The organism is Anaerococcus sp. HMSC065G05, from assembly GCF_001812365.1.
Taxonomy (GTDB): Bacteria; Bacillota; Clostridia; order Tissierellales; family Peptoniphilaceae; genus Anaerococcus; species Anaerococcus vaginalis.
Genome location: NZ_KV808700.1, coordinates 28,169 through 46,246 on the forward strand (window position 1 = coordinate 28,169; position 18,078 = coordinate 46,246).

General features: G+C 27.4%; 18 protein-coding genes. 4 read left to right on the forward strand and 14 right to left on the reverse strand.

From position 1 onward, the window contains the following. Positions 1-62: 62 nt before the first annotated feature. The 8 genes from HMPREF2852_RS04475 to HMPREF2852_RS04510 all read right to left on the reverse strand — a co-directional run bounded on the left by HMPREF2852_RS04475 (position 63) and on the right by HMPREF2852_RS04510 (position 7,889). Positions 63-947, reverse strand: a complete 885-nt coding sequence (locus HMPREF2852_RS04475) for an undecaprenyl-diphosphate phosphatase (RefSeq protein WP_070606178.1) — start codon at positions 945-947, stop codon at positions 63-65. Beyond that, positions 944-1,753 carry a tRNA 2-thiocytidine(32) synthetase TtcA gene (locus HMPREF2852_RS04480; RefSeq protein ID WP_019118896.1) on the reverse strand — a complete coding sequence of 270 codons (810 nt, stop codon included), beginning with the start codon at positions 1,751-1,753 and terminating at the stop codon, positions 944-946. Before HMPREF2852_RS04480 ends, HMPREF2852_RS04475 begins: the two co-directional genes overlap by 4 nt. Beyond that, complete coding sequence (locus HMPREF2852_RS04485) at positions 1,753-2,544, reverse strand: MBL fold metallo-hydrolase (protein ID WP_004839862.1); 792 nt, start codon at positions 2,542-2,544, stop codon at positions 1,753-1,755. The genes HMPREF2852_RS04480 and HMPREF2852_RS04485 overlap by 1 nt, the downstream gene beginning before the upstream one ends. Positions 2,545-2,664: 120 nt before the next feature. Further along, positions 2,665-3,480, reverse strand: a complete 816-nt coding sequence (locus HMPREF2852_RS04490; protein ID WP_070606179.1) for a Cof-type HAD-IIB family hydrolase — start codon at positions 3,478-3,480, stop codon at positions 2,665-2,667. 72 nt (positions 3,481-3,552) lie between these two features. Then, on the reverse strand, positions 3,553-4,860 hold the full coding sequence (locus HMPREF2852_RS04495) for a radical SAM protein (protein ID WP_070606182.1): 1,308 nt from the start codon (positions 4,858-4,860) through the stop codon (positions 3,553-3,555). Further along, entirely contained in the window at positions 4,857-6,134 is a 1,278-nt protein-coding gene (locus HMPREF2852_RS04500; RefSeq protein WP_070606183.1) for an HAD-IA family hydrolase, read from the reverse strand. Before HMPREF2852_RS04500 ends, HMPREF2852_RS04495 begins: the two co-directional genes overlap by 4 nt. A gap of 1 nt (position 6,135) precedes the next feature. Then, positions 6,136-6,582 carry a PPC domain-containing DNA-binding protein gene (locus HMPREF2852_RS04505; RefSeq protein ID WP_070606185.1) on the reverse strand — a complete coding sequence of 149 codons (447 nt, stop codon included), beginning with the start codon at positions 6,580-6,582 and terminating at the stop codon, positions 6,136-6,138. 764 nt (positions 6,583-7,346) lie between these two features. After that, positions 7,347-7,889, reverse strand: coding sequence for an ECF transporter S component (locus tag HMPREF2852_RS04510; RefSeq protein ID WP_070606187.1), 543 nt, complete (start codon positions 7,887-7,889; stop codon positions 7,347-7,349). A 220-nt stretch (positions 7,890-8,109) separates the two neighbouring features. Between HMPREF2852_RS04510 and HMPREF2852_RS04515 the strand changes: the two genes are divergently transcribed. From HMPREF2852_RS04515 to HMPREF2852_RS04525, 3 genes are read left to right on the forward strand one after another with little or no spacing between them, the layout of a single operon-like run. Continuing rightward, positions 8,110-8,766: a hypothetical protein gene (locus HMPREF2852_RS04515; RefSeq protein WP_070606189.1), complete on the forward strand. Its 657-nt coding sequence runs from the start codon at positions 8,110-8,112 to the stop codon at positions 8,764-8,766. A 53-nt stretch (positions 8,767-8,819) separates the two neighbouring features. Next, the gene (locus HMPREF2852_RS04520; protein WP_070606191.1) at positions 8,820-9,392 is read left to right on the forward strand and encodes a uracil-DNA glycosylase family protein; all 573 of its coding nucleotides are present in this window, start codon (positions 8,820-8,822) and stop codon (positions 9,390-9,392) included. Positions 9,393-9,442: 50 nt separating this feature from the next. Beyond that, positions 9,443-9,730: an AraC family ligand binding domain-containing protein gene (locus HMPREF2852_RS04525; protein ID WP_070606193.1), complete on the forward strand. Its 288-nt coding sequence runs from the start codon at positions 9,443-9,445 to the stop codon at positions 9,728-9,730. A 170-nt stretch (positions 9,731-9,900) separates the two neighbouring features. Here HMPREF2852_RS04525 and HMPREF2852_RS04530 read toward each other — a convergent pair whose 3' ends face one another. The 5 genes from HMPREF2852_RS04530 to HMPREF2852_RS04545 all read right to left on the reverse strand — a co-directional run bounded on the left by HMPREF2852_RS04530 (position 9,901) and on the right by HMPREF2852_RS04545 (position 13,463). Continuing rightward, the gene (locus HMPREF2852_RS04530; protein ID WP_070606195.1) at positions 9,901-11,124 is read right to left on the reverse strand and encodes an ABC transporter permease; all 1,224 of its coding nucleotides are present in this window, start codon (positions 11,122-11,124) and stop codon (positions 9,901-9,903) included. Then, on the reverse strand, positions 11,117-11,866 hold the full coding sequence (locus tag HMPREF2852_RS04535) for an ABC transporter ATP-binding protein (protein WP_261668068.1): 750 nt from the start codon (positions 11,864-11,866) through the stop codon (positions 11,117-11,119). Before HMPREF2852_RS04535 ends, HMPREF2852_RS04530 begins: the two co-directional genes overlap by 8 nt. Continuing rightward, entirely contained in the window at positions 11,866-12,006 is a 141-nt protein-coding gene (locus HMPREF2852_RS10025; protein WP_261668070.1) for a hypothetical protein, read from the reverse strand. Before HMPREF2852_RS10025 ends, HMPREF2852_RS04535 begins: the two co-directional genes overlap by 1 nt. 81 nt (positions 12,007-12,087) lie before the next feature. Next, a complete protein-coding gene (locus tag HMPREF2852_RS04540) occupies positions 12,088-12,606 on the reverse strand; it encodes an FUSC family protein (RefSeq protein WP_070606197.1) in 519 nt (172 codons plus the stop codon). Next, positions 12,603-13,463: a nucleoside hydrolase gene (locus tag HMPREF2852_RS04545; RefSeq protein ID WP_070606200.1), complete on the reverse strand. Its 861-nt coding sequence runs from the start codon at positions 13,461-13,463 to the stop codon at positions 12,603-12,605. Before HMPREF2852_RS04545 ends, HMPREF2852_RS04540 begins: the two co-directional genes overlap by 4 nt. 260 nt (positions 13,464-13,723) lie before the next feature. Here HMPREF2852_RS04545 and HMPREF2852_RS04550 point away from each other — a divergent pair, with 260 nt between their 5' ends. Next, positions 13,724-14,746, forward strand: a complete 1,023-nt coding sequence (locus HMPREF2852_RS04550; protein WP_070606202.1) for a PTS sugar transporter subunit IIC — start codon at positions 13,724-13,726, stop codon at positions 14,744-14,746. Between the two features lie 112 nt (positions 14,747-14,858). Here HMPREF2852_RS04550 and HMPREF2852_RS04555 read toward each other — a convergent pair whose 3' ends face one another. Continuing rightward, positions 14,859-17,675: a MiiA motif-containing surface protein gene (locus tag HMPREF2852_RS04555; protein ID WP_070606204.1), complete on the reverse strand. Its 2,817-nt coding sequence runs from the start codon at positions 17,673-17,675 to the stop codon at positions 14,859-14,861. Positions 17,676-18,078 lie beyond the last annotated feature (403 nt).

Consider the following 18,078-nt stretch of genomic DNA (forward strand, 5'->3'; position numbering starts at 1 on the left):
AATTTTTTAAAGTTTTGCCAAAGCAAAAAGGCGGGTTTCCCCACCTTTTATTTTTTAAAATTTTATTTAATTATTAGAAAATATAAAAATACAATTACTGCAAGGACAATTCTATATTTTCCAAAAATAATGAAGTCATTTTTTTGTACGTAAGAAATAAATTTCTTAATTACTATATAAGCAACGATAAAACTTAAAATCATTCCTATAAGAATTAAAATCCATTCATATCCTGAAAATCCTGATACGTTTTTTACAACTTTTAAAAGAGTTGCTCCAAGCATAGTTGGTATTGCCAAAAAGAATGAAAATTCTGCACTAGCTGATCTTGAAAGTCCCAAAATCATTGCTCCAATTATTGTTGCAGCTGACCTTGATGTTCCTGGAATCATTGCAAGAACTTGGAAACATCCGATAAAAAATGCAGTTTTATAAGAAATTAATGAAATATTATCGACTCTTTGTCTGTTTTCTTTTTTGTTTTTATTTTCAATTGAAATTATTCCAATACCCCAAACAAAAAGCATAAGGGCAACAACCATTGGATTAAATAAATACTCATCAATTATATCGTCAAATAAAAATCCCAAAATTCCTGCTGGTATTACTCCAACTATAACTCTTTTCCAAAGCTCAATTGTTTCTTTGTAAGGATGAGTTAATCTATAATAAAATTTTGATTGGCCATTTAATTTCGCATAATTTTTTGGAAAATATCTTTTTGTTTTTTCAAAATCCCAAGGATTTAATTTAGAAAAATACAAAACAACTACTGAAAGTATTGCTCCAAGTTGAATTATTACATTAAAGGCGTTGGCAAATTTTTCTGGTTCAAGTTTTACAAACTCATTTACCAAAATAAGATGACCTGTTGATGAAACAGGCAAAAATTCTGTAACTCCTTCTACAATAGAAAGAATTATTACTTTTAATAAATCTAAAATCATTTTTCAAATTCCTCCATGAATGAATGTTCTTTACCATTTATTTTATATCCCAAAACCATATCGCAATTTACATTTTCAGCTGATCTTAGGATTGATTTTTCTACATTTGGTATTTCTTCTTTTAAATCTTCAATAAGATTTTTTATTTTTTTTCTTGTATAAGACTCACTTTTTTTTGTAACAGTGCAAGCACAATTTAAGGCACTTAATCCTACATAATCACGCCAAGCTATTACATCTTTTTCTTCTATAAAATACATGGGTCTTATAAGCTCCATATCATCAAAATTTTGCGCCAAAAGTTTTGGCTTCATTGTTTTATAATTTCCAGCATACAAAACATTCATCAAAGTCGTTTCGATTGCATCGTTCATGTGATGGCCCAAGGCAACTTTATTACAACCAAGCTCTTTTGCCTTGGCGTATAAAAATCCCCTCCTCATTCTCGCACACATATAACAAGGATAGTCTCCAGAAATTTTTTCGCTAATTTCAAAAACATCCGAATCGAAAATTTTTGCTGGAATATTTAAATATTTTAAATTTTTTTCCAACAAATCTCTGTTTTCTTTATCGTAGCCTGGATCCATGCAAATATATTCAACTTCAAAATTTACATTTGAATGTTTGTGCAATTCTTCAACAAGTTTTGCTGTCAAAAGCGAATCTTTTCCACCAGAAATCGCACAAGCGACCTTATCGCCTTCATTTATTAATTCATATTTTTTTACAGCTTTTATAAATTTTGACCAAAGCTCTTTTCTATATTTTTTTATAATTGATCTTTCAATTTCTACTAATTCCATCATAACTCCACTAAACTTGAAGGTTCATTTCTTTTTGCAACTTCCAATTGTATATCTTTATTTGTGTCTAGTCCACAGGATTTTAGGTAATTATCTACAGTTATTTTGCAAAGCTGTTCTGAATTATTTGTTTCAGACAAGTGAGCAAGAAAAATTTTTTCATTTTTGCCTTGAAGGGCATCAGCCAAAGATTTTGCCGATTGTTCATTTGATAAATGTCCCATCTTTCCCATAATCCTAACTTTCATCGAATAAGTATAGGGACCTCTTTTTAAGGCATCAAGGTCGTGGTTTGCCTCAAAATAATAAACATCTGATCCTTTTATCTCATTTAAAATTCTCTCATCAATTATTCCCGTATCAGTCAAAACCGTAATTTTTTTATTATCCAAATACAAAATAAAACCAACCGGTTCACTTGCATCGTGATGAATTGATATTGGAAAAATATCAAAAGAATTGAAATTAAAAAAAGAATTCGATTTGAAAATTTTTATATTTTCATCTTTTAATTTCCCAGCATTTTTTATAAAAGAAAGCCAGGTTCCCTTGTTGGCATAAATTGGAATATCATATCTTCTGCTCATGACAGATGCTCCCTTTACGTGGTCGATGTGTTCATGAGTTAAAAAAATCGCATCCAAATTTTTTGGATTTTCGCCAATTTGAGATAAAAGATTTTCAATTTTTCTTCCCGAAAAACCACAATCAATCAAAATTTTTGATCCTTTGTGTTCAACAAAAACAGAATTTCCCGAAGATCCTGAAGCTAGAGAGCAAAATTTACTCATAATACTTCCTATCTTTTTTATTTTACAAAATTTATTTTAACATAAAAATATGTAAGATTTTAGAAAAATCTTACATAAATAACTAATCATATAATACTGGTTTTTTCGCTCTTTTCAATTTTAATTGGCAAAAAATACTTTTTCTAAAATATCACAAACTCCGTCTTCGTCGTTTGAATAATTTGAAACAATATCAACCATTTCTTTAACACTTTCTCTCCCATTTCCACAAGTTGCAGAAACTCCTGCCATATTTAACATAGTTTTATCATTATTTGAATCGCCAATAGCAAGCGTTGATTTTAAATCTACATTTAAAATTTCGCACAATCTTTTTAAAGCCTGACCCTTGTCAGCCTCCTTGTGCAAAACTTCAAAAACTTCTGGCACATTTCTTACTGTTTGATAAGTTTTTAAAAGTTTTTCATTATAATTTTTTTCAAATTCATCAACAGCATCTTTGTTTCCAGTTATGGTAATCCTATCAACCCTTTGACTCATATCTTTCTCATCAATTTTTTCAATAGGCATTCTCAAAATTTCAGATTCAAATAAAAAATGTTTATTTACCTTTTCACTATTGCTATACAAATTATATTTATTGTAGATTCCTATTTGGAGCCTATCGTTTATTATCTTTTTAAGATTTAAATAATCTCCCATGCTTAATATTTTTTTTGAAACATCCGACTTGTCCTTATTTTTAATTATAAGAGAGCCAGTATTTGTTATAGAATAATCATCATCAGAATTTAATTCCAAATCATCAAGTATCCAAGAAAATCCACCAAGAGGCCTTCCAGTAGCAATAACTACAAAAATCCCCTTATCTCTCAACTTTTTAATAATTTCAAAATTTTTCCTAGAAACTTTTTTATCCGAATTTAAAAGAGTTCCATCAAGGTCAATAGCTACAAGTTTTATATTTTTTTCCATATTCACTCCTAACTTTCTTCTCTTTTTATTCTATCACATAAAATTATATATTTTAAAAAATAAAAATAAGCCTCAATGTAAAGGCTTATTAATAAAATTTTCTATTAATTTATTTTTATCATAAATTTCTTTTTCTATATTTTTATAATAATCTCTAAGATTTCTCTCATTTCTATATTTTTTTCCATTCATCAATTTTGAATTTGCATTCATGCCAAGGCCTATAATATTTTCAAGCTCTTCATTTATTAAAATATTATATCGTTGAGAAGTATTTTCTTTTTCATAACCAATATTTTCCAAATTTCCTATTATATTTTTTTGCCTATAAAGATAATAGGGCTTATAGGAATTTTCTTTTGTAAAAATTTCTATATCCTTTGCAATTTTTATACTTTCGCTTTCATTTCCATTTATATTTTCTTCGAAATATTTTGAGCCAACTTTCTGAGCCAGTGCATGGAAGGTTATATTATCTGGCTTTAATTTTTTTAAAATTTCAAAATTTTTAGAAAAACTTTCTCTATTTTCTCCATAAAGTCCAACTATAAAATCCATATTCACAATAAAACCAAGTTTTTTGGCATAGTCATAAATTTTTATAAAATTATAAAAATTGATTGGTCTATTTATATTTTCCAAAACATTCCCGCTAAAAGTTTGGGGATTTAAGGAAATTCTTCCTACATTTTTTTCTTTAAACAAAGCTAATTTTTCAAAATCAAGGGTATCTTCCCTGCCTGCTTCAAGTGTAAATTCATTGAAAATAAATTTTTCGTTGATTAAAGACAAAATCCTATCCAAATCTTTCACAGATAAATTTGATGGCGTTCCTCCTCCAAGATAAATTGTATCCATTTTTTTTGGCAAATTAATTTTTGAAATTTCTTCTAATAAAAAATCTACATAAAGATTTTTTTCTACTGTGTTTGACACAATAGTCGGATAAGAACAATACCTGCACCTTTGAGGGCAAAATGGAATATTTATATAAAGATTAAAATCTTTTGCATCAAATTTTAATTTGTCCTGACTTTCTTTTATAGCTTTTAATAAATTGATTTTATTATCTTTTAACTTATAAATATTTTTCAAATCATCAAAGCTATGATTTTTTAAAAGTTTTGAAGGTTTTGACCCTGTCAAAATTCCCCAATCAGAAGTTTTTTTGCTTTCTTTTTCCAAAATTTCAAAAAGAATTTGTTTTAATTTTAAATTTGAATCAAAAAAGTAGGACTTATTTTTACTTTCAATAAGTCCATTTTTTATCAATATATCAGGATTTTTTTCAACAAAAGAAAAATCTTCTTTGCCATAAAAAATATTTAAAATATCATATACAATTTTTCTTTGATTTTCATTTTCTAAATATATTTTCATATTTCTTTTACAATTTCTCTCGCCCAAACTTGGTCGATCATTGATGTTTCTTTGACATCAACAAAGGCTATATATTTGTCATACAAAGTTTGATAAAGATCATCCACAAATGGCATTTTGAATTTGCCATTTTTTGTTACAATTATAAATTCATTATTTTTATAGTGCATAGCCAAAATATCTTCTTTTTTAAATTTAAAATCTGGACTTTGAATTAGGACAAATTTCATTATTTCAATTATATTATCAATTTTCCCATCATCGAAAATAGAAATTTTTTCCTTCAAATCAAGGTCGTTTTTGCACATTCTTATTATAAAATCTTCTGCCTTATTTTTATTTAACCTATCCAGAATTTTTAGAGAAGATTTGAAGGCTAGTTGATTTCTTTTTTGGATAAATTTAGGATCATTTACAAACATCAACTTCTTGTCATTATCCGTATAAACATATCTATAATTTAATTTAAATAATTTTTTACAAGATGGACATTCAACAAGACCTACATTTTCTATAAAATCTTTGTCATTAAGAGAAAATATTGCTGTAGGCAAAGATTTTGTAAATTTTTCCTTACAAGATGGACAAGATAAAGAAAAATCTTTATTTCTTGTATCAATATTATTTTTAGTTTTTAAAAAATCCAAAAATTCTTCCAAAGACGAAAATACCAAATCTGCTTCATTTTTTATAAGCTCACTATCGTCCAAATCAACTATCAAAACTGCCACAGCTCCGCTTGCCTTCGCAGCTTTTATCCCAGAAAGAGAATCTTCCAAAATATAAGTTTTATTTTTGTCAGCATTTAATTTTTCCATAGCAAAATTAAAAATTTCAGGATTTGGTTTGCCTTCAACAATATTATCCGAAGAAATTATCAAATCAAAATAATTTCTCACCCCTTCCCTATCAACCAAAAAATCTACCCTGTCTTTTTCAGAAGAAGATGCAAGAGCAAGTTTCTTATTATTTTTTTTCAAATAATCCAACAATTCCACCAAACCAGATTTTTTTAAAGAATAATCAATTTTTTCAAATTTTTCTTCCCTCAAATCATTTAAATCTTTTCTAATTTCTACAGCTTTTTGCCTATCCATATAAAATTTTTCAACCATATAAGAAATAGATTCATCCATTTTTCTGCCAGATAGAAGAATCTTATCTTCTAAATCAAAAGAAAAATTATTCTTTTTTGCAATCTCACGCCATGTTTGATAATAAAAATTTTCCGTATCAAACATAGTTCCGTCCATATCAAATATAAAATAATCCATACTAAAACTCAATTAAATTTAATCCCAATTCTTCATCAAATTTTCTATTAATATCGCCATCAATAATTGTAACAAAAATTTCCGCAGTTAAAGAAATAATAGCCTCATTCAAATGACCTGCAATTGCTTCCCCTGCAATATCTCCCGTAAGAGCATTTGTTTTTGCCTTGCCACAAGTGATGTGAAAATGAGTATAAAGCTTACCGTCTTTATTAGAAATATTTCCACAAAGATTTGCAATTTCTAAATCTTCTTCATATTTTTTTATATTATAATCCTTAGTTTCAGGATCAAAAAGACCAATATCAAGATTATCAGTAGCACCAATTCCAGTTAAAAAACCAGCCTTTACATTTTCCTTTTCCAAAATTTCCCTAACAGATTCAACAAGCTTGTCGCCCTTTTTTAATCTAATAACTAATTTATCATCAAATCTTTTATAAACCATATAAAATCCTTTCACTTTTCTTCTTATCTTTTCTTTAATAATTATACCCAAACAAGGGGACTGGTATTGAATTTATTTTTGTTTTTAATTTTAAAATAAAATATTTAATTAAATTAATTCTTCGTTATGTTAGGGGAGAAAATGGGGGAGTTTCGATTCTCCCCCTTTTTCCACGCTGACTTGCTTTTTAAATTTAAAGAAATCTTAAATCAAAATTCAATTTCAAATTAAAACTACGAATAAAGTCCGCGGTATAATTATTGAAATTGTACCACTGGCACAATTTCAAGCTAATTATATCCCTAAAACCCCCACTTTTTTGCCCCCCTGCAAACGACCATTGCATGGAGCTGGTTTTGTAAGAAGCTAACGCTTCTTTCAAGTTTTTGAAATTTAAGAGCTATTTAAAAATAATTATAAATTCAAGTGAATTATTAGAGAAAAAATTGTTTGAACGTTAGTGAGTTATTTTTTCTCTTTTAATGAACTTTGAATTTATTTATTTTGGGCCTATATACTTATTAAATTCGGATAATAAATTTATAAAACGAAAGAAACGTAAGTTTCTTTCTGATTTATGCTCCCTGCAAGGGCCGGTTAAGGGGTTATAAAGATGGGGGTTCTTAGGGGGAAGGAAAAAGGGGACAATCGGAAGTCCCCTGTTCCTTCCGCCCTAAGTCTACGAAGTATTAATTTAATACATTAAAAAAATTAAAATTTAAAAATAAGAAAATAAAAAATCAGCATTTAAAAAAGGACTATTTCTAGTCCATTTTAACTCTTTTTAAAAGTGCCATTGCAAAAATAGCTGTTATTATTACAGAAATAACTCCATTTATTGAAGAAACTCCAAGTTTTTGTACAACTTCTACCATATTTGCTTCAAATGACAATCCCATAGCAACTTTATTTTTTATAAAAGTGTATAACAAATAAAGAATAATATAAGTTATTTGTCCAAAAAATCCTGCAAGAGCTGCTTTTGCTTTTTCTTTTTTTATTTTTGTTTTATGAAAAATCAACCCTGCCACAAAGCCCATCATGAATTTATTTATAAATGTAAATGGTGCTGATGCAAAATAAAGTGGATTTGTTAAATCAAATATTGCTGAACCAACTCCTGCTGCAAGTCCTCCAAGTCCTGGCCCTAAAATTATTCCTCCCAAAAGACAAAAGGCATTTCCTAAATGAAATCTTGTATCTCCCATTGGCGTTTTGAGTGGTATTTGAAAAAATGCTGAAAAAATAAATACCAAGGCTATAAAAAGTCCTGTATATGTAAGTTTTTTTGTAGATAATTTATTCATGAGTCCTCCTATTTTTATTTCTACGTTTTTCTATCACAAACTAATTATATAATACAAAGGAAAATGTGTAAATATATCATTTTTCTATAAAATATTTTATAAATATCCATTTTCAAATTTAAAATTCAATTTTTTTCTATAAAATTAAAAATGTAACATTAGTTACAGAAATTAATTTGAATTTTTTATATAATAAATTAAAAACAAAAAGGAGTTATATATGAGCGAATTTTTAGGACCGATACACTACATGATGTACGAAAAAATAAAATTTCAAGATAAAATTACAAATTTTCTTTTAGATGGAAAAACAGAAGAAATTGACGAAAAAATTAAACCAGTTTCAACTGATAATTTGGAAAATTTAATCGACCAAGAAAATATTCACGGCTGGCTTGATTCAAAAATTGATGTTGTAGAAAATAGACTTGCCTTTGCAATTAAAAATAGCAAAAATACCAAAGAAAAATTATTTAATTTCGGAAAAAAACAAGCAGTCGGAAAAAATTTTTCTGATTATAATGAAATTTTTCAAGATTTAAATACCATGATTCTTGATGGAATGCCATGTGATAATGGACTTTCTGCAACAATAGATGAAAATGATGATTTATTTTTAATTACAAATGTAAATACTCATGCGAAGTATTTCAAAGATTTTATAAATCCAGAAGATTCTCTTTCAAATACTTGTGAAGGAGGCCACAGCCACGACCACCATGAAGCTTTCGAAATTAATAAAAATGGTTTTGAATTAAAAGAAGAAATTTCTCCATATCATGAATATAGGTACGAATTTTTGAAAGGATATTTTGATAATTCCCCTTATGGAGTTGATCTTGTTGGTGGAATTAATTATAGAATTTACAAAAAATAAAAAATATTATACAAAATGGATAAGTATATCTTGAAAAAATAGTAAGGATTTTTATGAAAATAGAAGATGTAGTTAAAAAATTAAAGGATGATCCTAGAAATAAATCTTATACGGAAATGGGAATCAGTCCAATTTTTCAGTTAAATAAAGATTCTAAGATTTTAATAATTGGTCAGGCTCCTGGCAAAAAAGTTGAGAAAAGTGGGATTTTATTTAATGATAAAAGCGGAGAAAATCTGGTTGATTGGCTAGGTATAAGTATGGATACCCTTCATAGCAAAAACTTTTCAATAATACCCATGGATTTTTATTATCCCGGCAAGGGAAAAAGTGGTGACAGGGCTCCTAGAAAATTTATAGCAAAAGAATATCATCCTCTCCTACTTGAAGAGATTAAAAATATAAATTTAACTATATTGATAGGTGCCTATGCACAGAAATTTTACCTAAAGGATGATTTTAATAAAAACCTAACAGAGACAGTAAGAAATTTTAAAGATTACTTACCAGAGTACTTTCCCCTAGTCCATCCAAGTCCTTTAAATAATAGGTGGATGGCTAAAAATAAATTTTTTAAGGAAGAAACCCTGCCAGAACTAAAAAAAATTATCCAAAGAATACTTTAGAAAATTTTATAGTGGAATGAAATAATAAATATTAGCAATAAGGAGGCTTTATGAAAAAATTAAGTGCAAATATTTTAGATGGTAAATTTGAACATTTGCTAGACGAAGACAAACTACAAATCACCCACCTACAAATCAAACAAGGTGAGGAAATTCCAAGCCATAAGTCAGATAAAAACGTAGTGGTTGTAATTTATAAGGGCAAGGTTGATTTCGTTGGAGAAAATGGAAATGAGATTATAGTTCCTGGCGATATAATATCTATGGAAGCTAATGAAATGCACGCCTTAAAGGCAATAGACGATAGTGATTTGATGGTTATAAAGGCAAAAATTTAATAAAATTTTTAAATAAAAAAGGATGTTGCAAAATGATTAAATCGTTTCAAAATAATCATAGGAAATTCTAATAAAGTTTCGCATAAATAAAGCGATAAGCTCAGTACGAAGCTTTAAAAAATCTATGATAATAGGACGATAGTAATTTACAATTTGCAACATCCACTTTTTTATTTATTTTTCTTTTTAATTTTTAATTTTTTTCCTCTTCCAAATAGCTTATCTGTTGAATAATTTAGGATATTTTTCTTGTAAACTCTTGCTGAAATTATATACATTAGAACTATTCCTCCTAATAATATTATTAGGGAAATCATTCCTTGGAAAAGACTTGCGTTTTCGTAAATCAATCTCATCGGCATAAAAAATGTTGATAAGAATGGGATGTAGGATAGGATTTTTATAAAATTATTTGGCTCACTTCCTACAAATGATGTGGAAATAAAATAGCAAAACATAATTATTAGCATAATTGGCGTTGCCATTTTGCCTGCATCTTCTTGCTTTTGTACCAAAGAGCCAAGCATTGCTGAAAGAATTATATATAAAATCAATCCCAAAACCATAAATAAAACTATTTCTCCAACTAATTTATAATTTATTCCTTCAAAAATTTCAGAAATATTAAATCCTAGCATGGTTTTTATTTTTTCATAAAATCCTGTAAATTTAATTATGGCAAATCCAACAAGTCCCAAGGCTAAATAAATTCCAAAATGAACTAGCATTGCAAGAATTGTTCCAAAAATTTTTCCTGCCATATAAGTGCCAGCTTTTACTGATGAGAAAATAAATTCTAGCATTTTTGTGCCTTTTTCAACTGCAATATCTTGCATTATTATTTGTGAATAAAAAATTAAAACAAAATACATTACAAAAATTGTAGCAAATAGGGCTAGCATATTTCCTGGATTTTTCAAATTATCTTTTATTTCGTGAAGATTAACTTCTGGTTTTTGGCTAATTATTGCATTTTGCTTGGCGTCAATATTTGAATTTTTCAAATTTTCTTTTCTTTGCATATCCTCTGCCAAAGAATTTATTACAAGCATTGGAGTTCTTGCTGTTGTATCTCCATAATAATCAAAATTTAAAAGTCCATCTTTGTTTTTCACTTCAAGATAAGCTGAAATATCTTTGTTATCAAGAGCTTTTTTCGCCTCATTTTTTTCTTTAAATTCAAAATCTACCATAGGATTATTATGGAAATTTTTCTTGTATTTTTCTTCCGTTACAACTGCAATTGTGTCTGGAGTTTTGGTTGAGTAAGAAATGTAGGAAATTATTCCAATAACTACCGCCATAATAAAAGGCATAAGAACCATAATCCAAAAAGTAGGAGATTTAAGGTGTTTTTTTAAAGTATCAACTGATACAGTCATAAATCTATTCATTTTCTTCCACCTTTCTTGCAAAAATTTCATTTAATGTAGGAGGCGATTGGTCAAAATATGGAACAAAGCCAATATTATCTACAATTTTTTTGAAAATAACTTTTGCGTAATCTTCATTTTTTAAAATAAAAGTCCACTTATTACCATCTTGGCTAATCATTTCTATATTTTCATCGTTTAAGAAAAATAAATCCTCACTTGATTCGACTACAATCTTTTTTCTTTCGTAAGAATTTCTAATTTCTTGAGGCGAACCATTCAAAACAATATTTCCTTTTTTAAGCATTATCAATTTTTTGCAAAGACTTTCCACATTTTCCATGTTGTGAGATGAAAACATAATTGTCGTTCCCTCTTTGTTTACATCTTTGATTATTTTTTCAAGAAGTCTGATGTTATATGGATCAAGTCCTGAAAAAGGCTCATCCAAAATTACAAACTCAGGCCTATAAATTAAAGCACAAAGAAGTTGAACTTTTTGTTGGTTTCCTTTTGAAAGCTCCTTGATTTTTGATGATAATTTCCCATCAATTTCAAAATAATCAAACCATTCTTTTAATTTTTCATCAGAAATATTATCCATTTTATTTAATTTCGCAAAATATCTTATTTGATCTTCTACTTTTCTTTTTGAATCTAGTGATCTTTCTTCTGGCAAAAATCCTATTTTTTCTAAAGGAACTTTAGAAAATTTTTTGCCATTATAAGTAATCTTGCCATCATACTTTGAATAAAAGTTCATTATACACCTAAAAAGTGTTGACTTCCCAGCGCCATTTGTCCTATAACTCCAAAAAGTTCTCCATCTTTCACTTCAAAATCAAGATTATTTAAAGCAAGAAGATCTCCAAAACTTTTACTTAATCTTTCTACTTTTAGCATACGTACTCCTTAATTTTTTAAATACAAAATGTATTCATTACTATTTTACCATAGAAAAGTGGATTAAAAAAAGACAAGAGTTTATCTCTCATCTTTTTGTCTTTTGTATTTAATATATTTTAAAATTTCAAAATCAATTGAATTTACCAAAATTGCAATTACAACTCCTACCAATGTATCCAAAGTTCTATTTAGGGCAAAATTTATAGCTCCAAAATTTTCTCCATAATGATTTATTGAAACAGATGCAAAAACAATGCACATAATAGAAATTGCATTTGGCTTATCCATTGATGATAAAATCCAAATTAAAAATGCCATTATTATAGAAATCAAAAAATAATTTCCTATGTCATTTGTAAAATTTTTCCTAACAAATAAAAGATATAAAAATCCTACAAAGCCTCCAATGCAAGTTCCCAAAATCCTATTTAATCCAATATTAATTGAGCCATTTACGTCATTTTTTGTACAAATTATAGCAGCTATGGCAGAATAAAATGGCAAGGCATTTGCCGATCTAAAATGCGAAAATGTAAAAGATAAAAATACAGCCAAAGCTGTTTTAAAAATTCTTTGTCCCGGTTTTTTTAATTTCATAAGCCAAGCCTATCAAATAAAAAATCAAAAAATGTATCTTCATTTACCCTGTTTGCTATATATTTTTTATTTTTTGAATTAATTTCAACAATACTTCCCCTATCAAAATCTTCATTTACCTTGATAGCTTTTTCTTCAAAAATAAATGCTTGTGGTTTCAAAACCATATAAAGCAAAATCCCTGCCTTTATTTCCCTTTCATTTTTTGGATAAAATTTATAAAGATTTTTGATATTTTCAAAAACAGGATCAGAAGTTGATTTTTTCAAAATTTCATCAGGCAAGGTCAATGAATTCGAAATATCTATTGGCAAAATAAAAGTTTCAATATCTTCTTTCAAAACAATATTTGTAGCCTTTGGGTCGGTAAAAAAATTAAATTCTGAATTTTTTGTAATATCTCCAGAAGAAAAATTTGAACCCAAAATAAAAATATGGTCAATGTATGAAATAAAATCATCATATTTTATTATTGCTTTTGCTATATTTGTAAGAGGACCTGTCGCAATAATATCAAGCCTTCCACAATCTTTCGCCAAATCATATAAAAAATCTTCAGGACTTGCATCAGATAAATAATCTTTTGTCTTGTCAAAAATCAAAGAATTTTCTCCCCTAATCAAAATTTCTTGATTTTTCAAATTAGAAGATGAGCCCTCACAAATAGGCAAAATTAAATCTTCCATATTTGCCATAGAAAGAATATTTTTTGCGGCAAATTTTGAATCCATAAAAGAGCTTACAGAAGAAATTCCAACAATTTCAAATTCATTAGAATTAAATGCCATTTTAAGCATCAAAATTTCTGATAAAGTAAAATTTGTATCTATATAAATAAATGGTTTTTCTTTTTCCATAATTCACTTCCTTTTTTTAAAAATTATACCAATATTAATTGAATTTTCTATCAAATTTTATAAGCAAAAATATAAAGAATATATTTTTAATTTTTACAATCAATTAAAACTTCTTGGTTTTTAATTTTATTTTCAAAATATATAGTTGTTTGACAAAATACAAATTAATTAAATAAATATAAGAAGATGACCGATTTTTGTGAATATTTACAAATAATAATTTATATAATAAAATAGTTTTTAATGATTAGGAGGAAAAAATGAAAGAATTTTTAAAAAGAAAAGGAATAAGTTTATCGGCAAAAGTTTATTTTATTGATGCTCTAGGCTCAATGGCTTTCGGACTTTTTGCAACTCTTTTGGTTGGAACAATTTTAAACACAATCGGCAAATCTTTTGACATTAAATTTTTGTCAGAAACAATTTGGCCCCTTGCCCAAGAAGCCACAGGACCTGCAATCGCCGTATCAATCGCCTACGCTTTAAACGCTGACAGATTAATTTTATTTTCATCAACAATTGTAGGACTTTCTGCAAATAAATTGGGAGGTCCAATGGGAGTTTTTATCGCAACATTAATCTCCGTAGAAATTGCAAAAATAATTTCAAAAGAAACAAAAATCGACATAGTTTTAACTCCAGTTGTGACGGTTTTAGTCGGAGTAATGATTGCAAATTTAGTAGGACCTTTTATCCAAACGCTTATGACAAAAATCGGAATAATTATAATGGATGCAACAAGACAAAAGCCTTTTATAATGGGGATTATTGTTTCAGTAATTGTAGGGATTGTTTTGACTCTTCCAATTTCATCGGCTGCTCTTTGTATGACCATAAGTCTTTCAGGACTTGCGGCAGGAGCTGCGACAATTGGTTGCTGTTGTCAAATGATAGGCTTTGCAGTAATTTCATTTAAAGAAAATAAAACCCAAGGCCTAATCGCTCAAGGACTTGGAACAAGTATGCTACAAATGCCAAATATAATGAGAAATCCAAAAATTTTAATTCCGCCAACACTTGCCTCAGCAATACTAGGACCATTTTCAACAATAATTTTTAAACTAGAAAACTCTCCCATAGGAGCCGGCATGGGAACATGCGGTTTGGTAGGACAAATTTCAACTTTAACAGCAATGAGCCATGTCCCATTTTTAAAATTATTATTTACTATAATAATTATGCACATAATTCTTCCAGCCATTGTTTCCTTAATAATTTATTATTTCATAAAAAAAATCGGCTGGATAAAAGATGGAGATATGAAGTTGGATTTTTCCAAATAAAATTTATTTAATAAAAATATTTTAAATTTAAAAATGGACTATGCAATGCACAGTCCATTTTTATTTGTAATTTTTTAAATTCTTATCCAAGTTTTCATCTATTAAATTGAATTTATTTATTTTTTCTTTTTTTAGAAACAAATAGGCCGCCTACAGAACCTGCCAAGATTGTCAAAATACTTGCTGATGAACCTACTCCAGTTTTAACATTTTTTGTTTTATTATTAGCTGGTGTAAGTTTTGCTTTTTTAGAATTTGATGAGATTTCTTTTGCTTTTTCACTTACAAGCTTAGAGCCATCAATCATATTTTTTGAACCATCTGGATATGTTATTGTTACACTACCATTTTTTGTAACTTCGATGTTGATAGCCTTTGGATTTGATTTTTTAACCTTACTAGCAATTTCTGCTTTTTCCTTATCAGTCAAATTATTTTTATCTTTAACCAAAGTCTTAGCCGGAATTACTGCTGGATTATTTTGAGCATCTGTTTTATTATTTTGTGCTTGTGCCATTTTCTCAACCAAATCGCTGGCATTAATTGTATCTTTAGAATTATCTGGATATGTTATTGTTACATTTCCTTTTTCATCTACTTCTACTTGTGTATTTTCTGGGAAATTATTTTTGTTTAGGTCTTTTATTTTATTTTTGATTTCCTCTTTTTCTTTTTCTGTTAATTTTTCTAAATTTTTAACTTTTATTTTATTTTTTGGAAGAATTGGGTCAATTGTATCAGCAATTGGTTTTTGTTCTAAAGCAGCTAACATTTGTTGCTTCTTAATAATTTCAGCTTTTAGATTTTTTATTTCCAAATCTAGTCCCTTAATTTTTTCATCTATTTCTTTTATTTTTTCTCTTAACTCTTTTTCTTTTTCATCTTCAGCCTTTTGTTCTTCTTCTAATTTCAAAAGTTTTTCTTTAAGAGTTTTTATCTCATTTGCTGTATTTTCACTTAAAGCCTGGCTAGCATTTTTTTCTTTTTCTAATTCTTCTATTTCTTTCTTATTTGCGTCAATTTTTTCTTGAATTTTTGCTTTTTCTTCTTCAAGTGCTTTAATCGCTTGGTCTTTGTTGTCTATAGCCTTTAATTTATTTTGTTTTTCTTCAATGCTATTTTGAATATTTTTAAGATTTTCTTTTTCAGCATCTACTTCTTCTTTAGCTTTTTCAACAAGTTTTTCTTGTTCTTCTTTTGCTGCTTTAAGCTCATTGACATTTTTTTCAGTTTCTGGCTTGATTTTCTTTATATCTTCAATCTCTTTTTCTAAACGCTCAATTTTTTTGTCAAGTTCAGCTTTTTTAGCCTCTAAATTTTCATAATCTTTAAGCTTTTCTTGTTTTTCTGAAATTTCTTTTTCAAGTTTTTCTTTTACTTGTTTTATAATATTTAATGCACTTTCTCCACCAATTTTTTTATTTTCAAGTTCTTTTATATCTTTTTTTAATTGCTCAATTTTATCGATTACATCTTTTGGTGTTTTATTATTTAATTTTTTTTCTAATTCTTCTAATTCTTTTTGAATTGGTGCTATTTGAGCTTTTTTAGCCTTAATATTTGTTTTTATTTCTTGTATTTGTTTATCAAGTTCTTGATTTTTATTAGCTAAGTCTATTGCATCTTTTTTAGCTTGTTCTTTCTTATTTGAAAGTTCCGCAATCTTATTTTGTATATTTGTATTTTCTAGTTCTTTTTCTTGAATTTGTTTTTTTGAATTTTCAATTATTTCATCAAAATTAGGAATAACACCTTGAGGAGGATTACCAGCTTTTTTAGCCTCTTCATAGTTTTGTTTAGCTTCTTTTGTCCTTTCAATATGTGTATTCAAATTTTGAATATTTCTTTTATTTTCTTCGATTTTTGCTTGTTCGCCTGAAATTTTATTATCAAAGTCTGCTACTTCCTTGCCTTTTTCAGCGATAGTTGCAGAATTTCTTGTCTTTTCCTCCTCTAATTCTTTAACTTTTTTTTCAAGAGTAGACATTTCATCTTCAATTTTTTTAATTTCTTTTTCTTTATTTTCAATGTTTTTATCCAAATCAGAATCATAATCTGGATATTTATCTATCAATTTTTGTAATTCAGCCTTTTTCAATTCATAACTAGCATTAACAACCTTTAATTGATCCTCAAACCCTTTTTTATCTACTTCATTTTTCTTTTCTTTTGCTTTCAAATCAGTGATTTCTTGTATAAGGCTTGTCTTATTAGCGATTATATTGTTTAAACTTTCTTGAATTTTTTCTCTTTCTTCTTTAGCTTTTGGAAGTTCTTGTTCATACTTAGCCAAATCAGCTGTATATCTTTCTAAAAGAGCATTTTCTTTCTCATAAGCTTTTTTCTTTTTATCTAATTCTTCACTAGATTTTTCTAGGCTTTCCTCAAGTTTTTTCTTTTTATCTTCACTAGCTTTTTCTTTTTCCTTATCTTCTTCTATACTTTCTTCAAGGGGCTTCTTATCCTTTGCTGGATCAAAGTTTTTTACATCCTCAATTTCTTTTTCCTTTTTCTCAAGGGCTTTTCTTAAATTTTCTTTTTCCTCATTAGCTTTTGCTAATTTTTCATCAAAAGATTTAAGAATTTTTTGGTTTTCAGCTTCTTTATCCTCAAGTTCCTTGATTTTATTTTTTAAATCATCAATTTCCTTAGCCAACTTGTCATTTTTCTTGGATAGTTTATCAGAAATTTCAGATTTTTCTTTAAGCAAGTCTTCTTTTTCTTTTAATTTTTCATCCAATTGCTTTTCTAATTGAGCAATATCTTTTTTAATAAGAGCAATTTTATTTTCTATTTCTTCCTTACTATCCATATTTATAGAATTTACATTAAGATTTTCTTCAGCTCTTACCATTTTTCCATTTGAAAAAATAATGCTAGAAGACAAAGCAAGCACCATAGCGTATTTTGCTAATTTTTGTTTTTTCATAATTTATACCTCATTTTTTATATTGTATTAGTTTTGTTTTATACATTATTTTCATATCTTACCAAAATATTTCTAAAGTGTCAACAAAAATTTTTCAAGAAAGTTTATTGATTTAATTTAGCAAACTTAATTGGTGTATGTTAGTAAATATGAGCTTTTTGTGAAATAAAAATGTAAGAAATGTGAGGGATTTTTTAAATAGCAAAAGCAAAATTCGATTTTTAAATAAATATATCTAAAATTTAAACTGAAGAGAAAAAAATATTTGAAATTTTAAAAATAAAAATCATTTATTAGAAAATTTCAAATTATTGATAGAATTTTTTGTGAATTTTTTAAAAATTTTCAAAAAAAAAAGAAAGTGCAAGCACTTTCTCAGACTGTAGACAAAGTAGATGAAAAA

Coding starts and splice junctions, on each gene's coding strand:
- HMPREF2852_RS04475 (WP_070606178.1), bottom strand. CDS start 947: ATGATTTTAGATTTATTAAAAGTAATAATTCTTTCTATTGTAGAAGGA.
- HMPREF2852_RS04480 (WP_019118896.1), bottom strand. CDS start 1,753: ATGGAATTAGTAGAAATTGAAAGATCAATTATAAAAAAATATAGAAAA.
- HMPREF2852_RS04485 (WP_004839862.1), bottom strand. CDS start 2,544: ATGAGTAAATTTTGCTCTCTAGCTTCAGGATCTTCGGGAAATTCTGTT.
- HMPREF2852_RS04490 (WP_070606179.1), bottom strand. CDS start 3,480: ATGGAAAAAAATATAAAACTTGTAGCTATTGACCTTGATGGAACTCTT.
- HMPREF2852_RS04495 (WP_070606182.1), bottom strand. CDS start 4,860: ATGAAAATATATTTAGAAAATGAAAATCAAAGAAAAATTGTATATGAT.
- HMPREF2852_RS04500 (WP_070606183.1), bottom strand. CDS start 6,134: ATGGATTATTTTATATTTGATATGGACGGAACTATGTTTGATACGGAA.
- HMPREF2852_RS04505 (WP_070606185.1), bottom strand. CDS start 6,582: ATGGTTTATAAAAGATTTGATGATAAATTAGTTATTAGATTAAAAAAG.
- HMPREF2852_RS04510 (WP_070606187.1), bottom strand. CDS start 7,889: ATGAATAAATTATCTACAAAAAAACTTACATATACAGGACTTTTTATA.
- HMPREF2852_RS04515 (WP_070606189.1), top strand. CDS start 8,110: ATGAGCGAATTTTTAGGACCGATACACTACATGATGTACGAAAAAATA.
- HMPREF2852_RS04520 (WP_070606191.1), top strand. CDS start 8,820: ATGAAAATAGAAGATGTAGTTAAAAAATTAAAGGATGATCCTAGAAAT.
- HMPREF2852_RS04525 (WP_070606193.1), top strand. CDS start 9,443: ATGAAAAAATTAAGTGCAAATATTTTAGATGGTAAATTTGAACATTTG.
- HMPREF2852_RS04530 (WP_070606195.1), bottom strand. CDS start 11,124: ATGAATAGATTTATGACTGTATCAGTTGATACTTTAAAAAAACACCTT.
- HMPREF2852_RS04535 (WP_261668068.1), bottom strand. CDS start 11,866: ATGAACTTTTATTCAAAGTATGATGGCAAGATTACTTATAATGGCAAA.
- HMPREF2852_RS10025 (WP_261668070.1), bottom strand. CDS start 12,006: ATGCTAAAAGTAGAAAGATTAAGTAAAAGTTTTGGAGATCTTCTTGCT.
- HMPREF2852_RS04540 (WP_070606197.1), bottom strand. CDS start 12,606: ATGAAATTAAAAAAACCGGGACAAAGAATTTTTAAAACAGCTTTGGCT.
- HMPREF2852_RS04545 (WP_070606200.1), bottom strand. CDS start 13,463: ATGGAAAAAGAAAAACCATTTATTTATATAGATACAAATTTTACTTTA.
- HMPREF2852_RS04550 (WP_070606202.1), top strand. CDS start 13,724: ATGAAAGAATTTTTAAAAAGAAAAGGAATAAGTTTATCGGCAAAAGTT.
- HMPREF2852_RS04555 (WP_070606204.1), bottom strand. CDS start 17,675: ATGAAAAAACAAAAATTAGCAAAATACGCTATGGTGCTTGCTTTGTCT.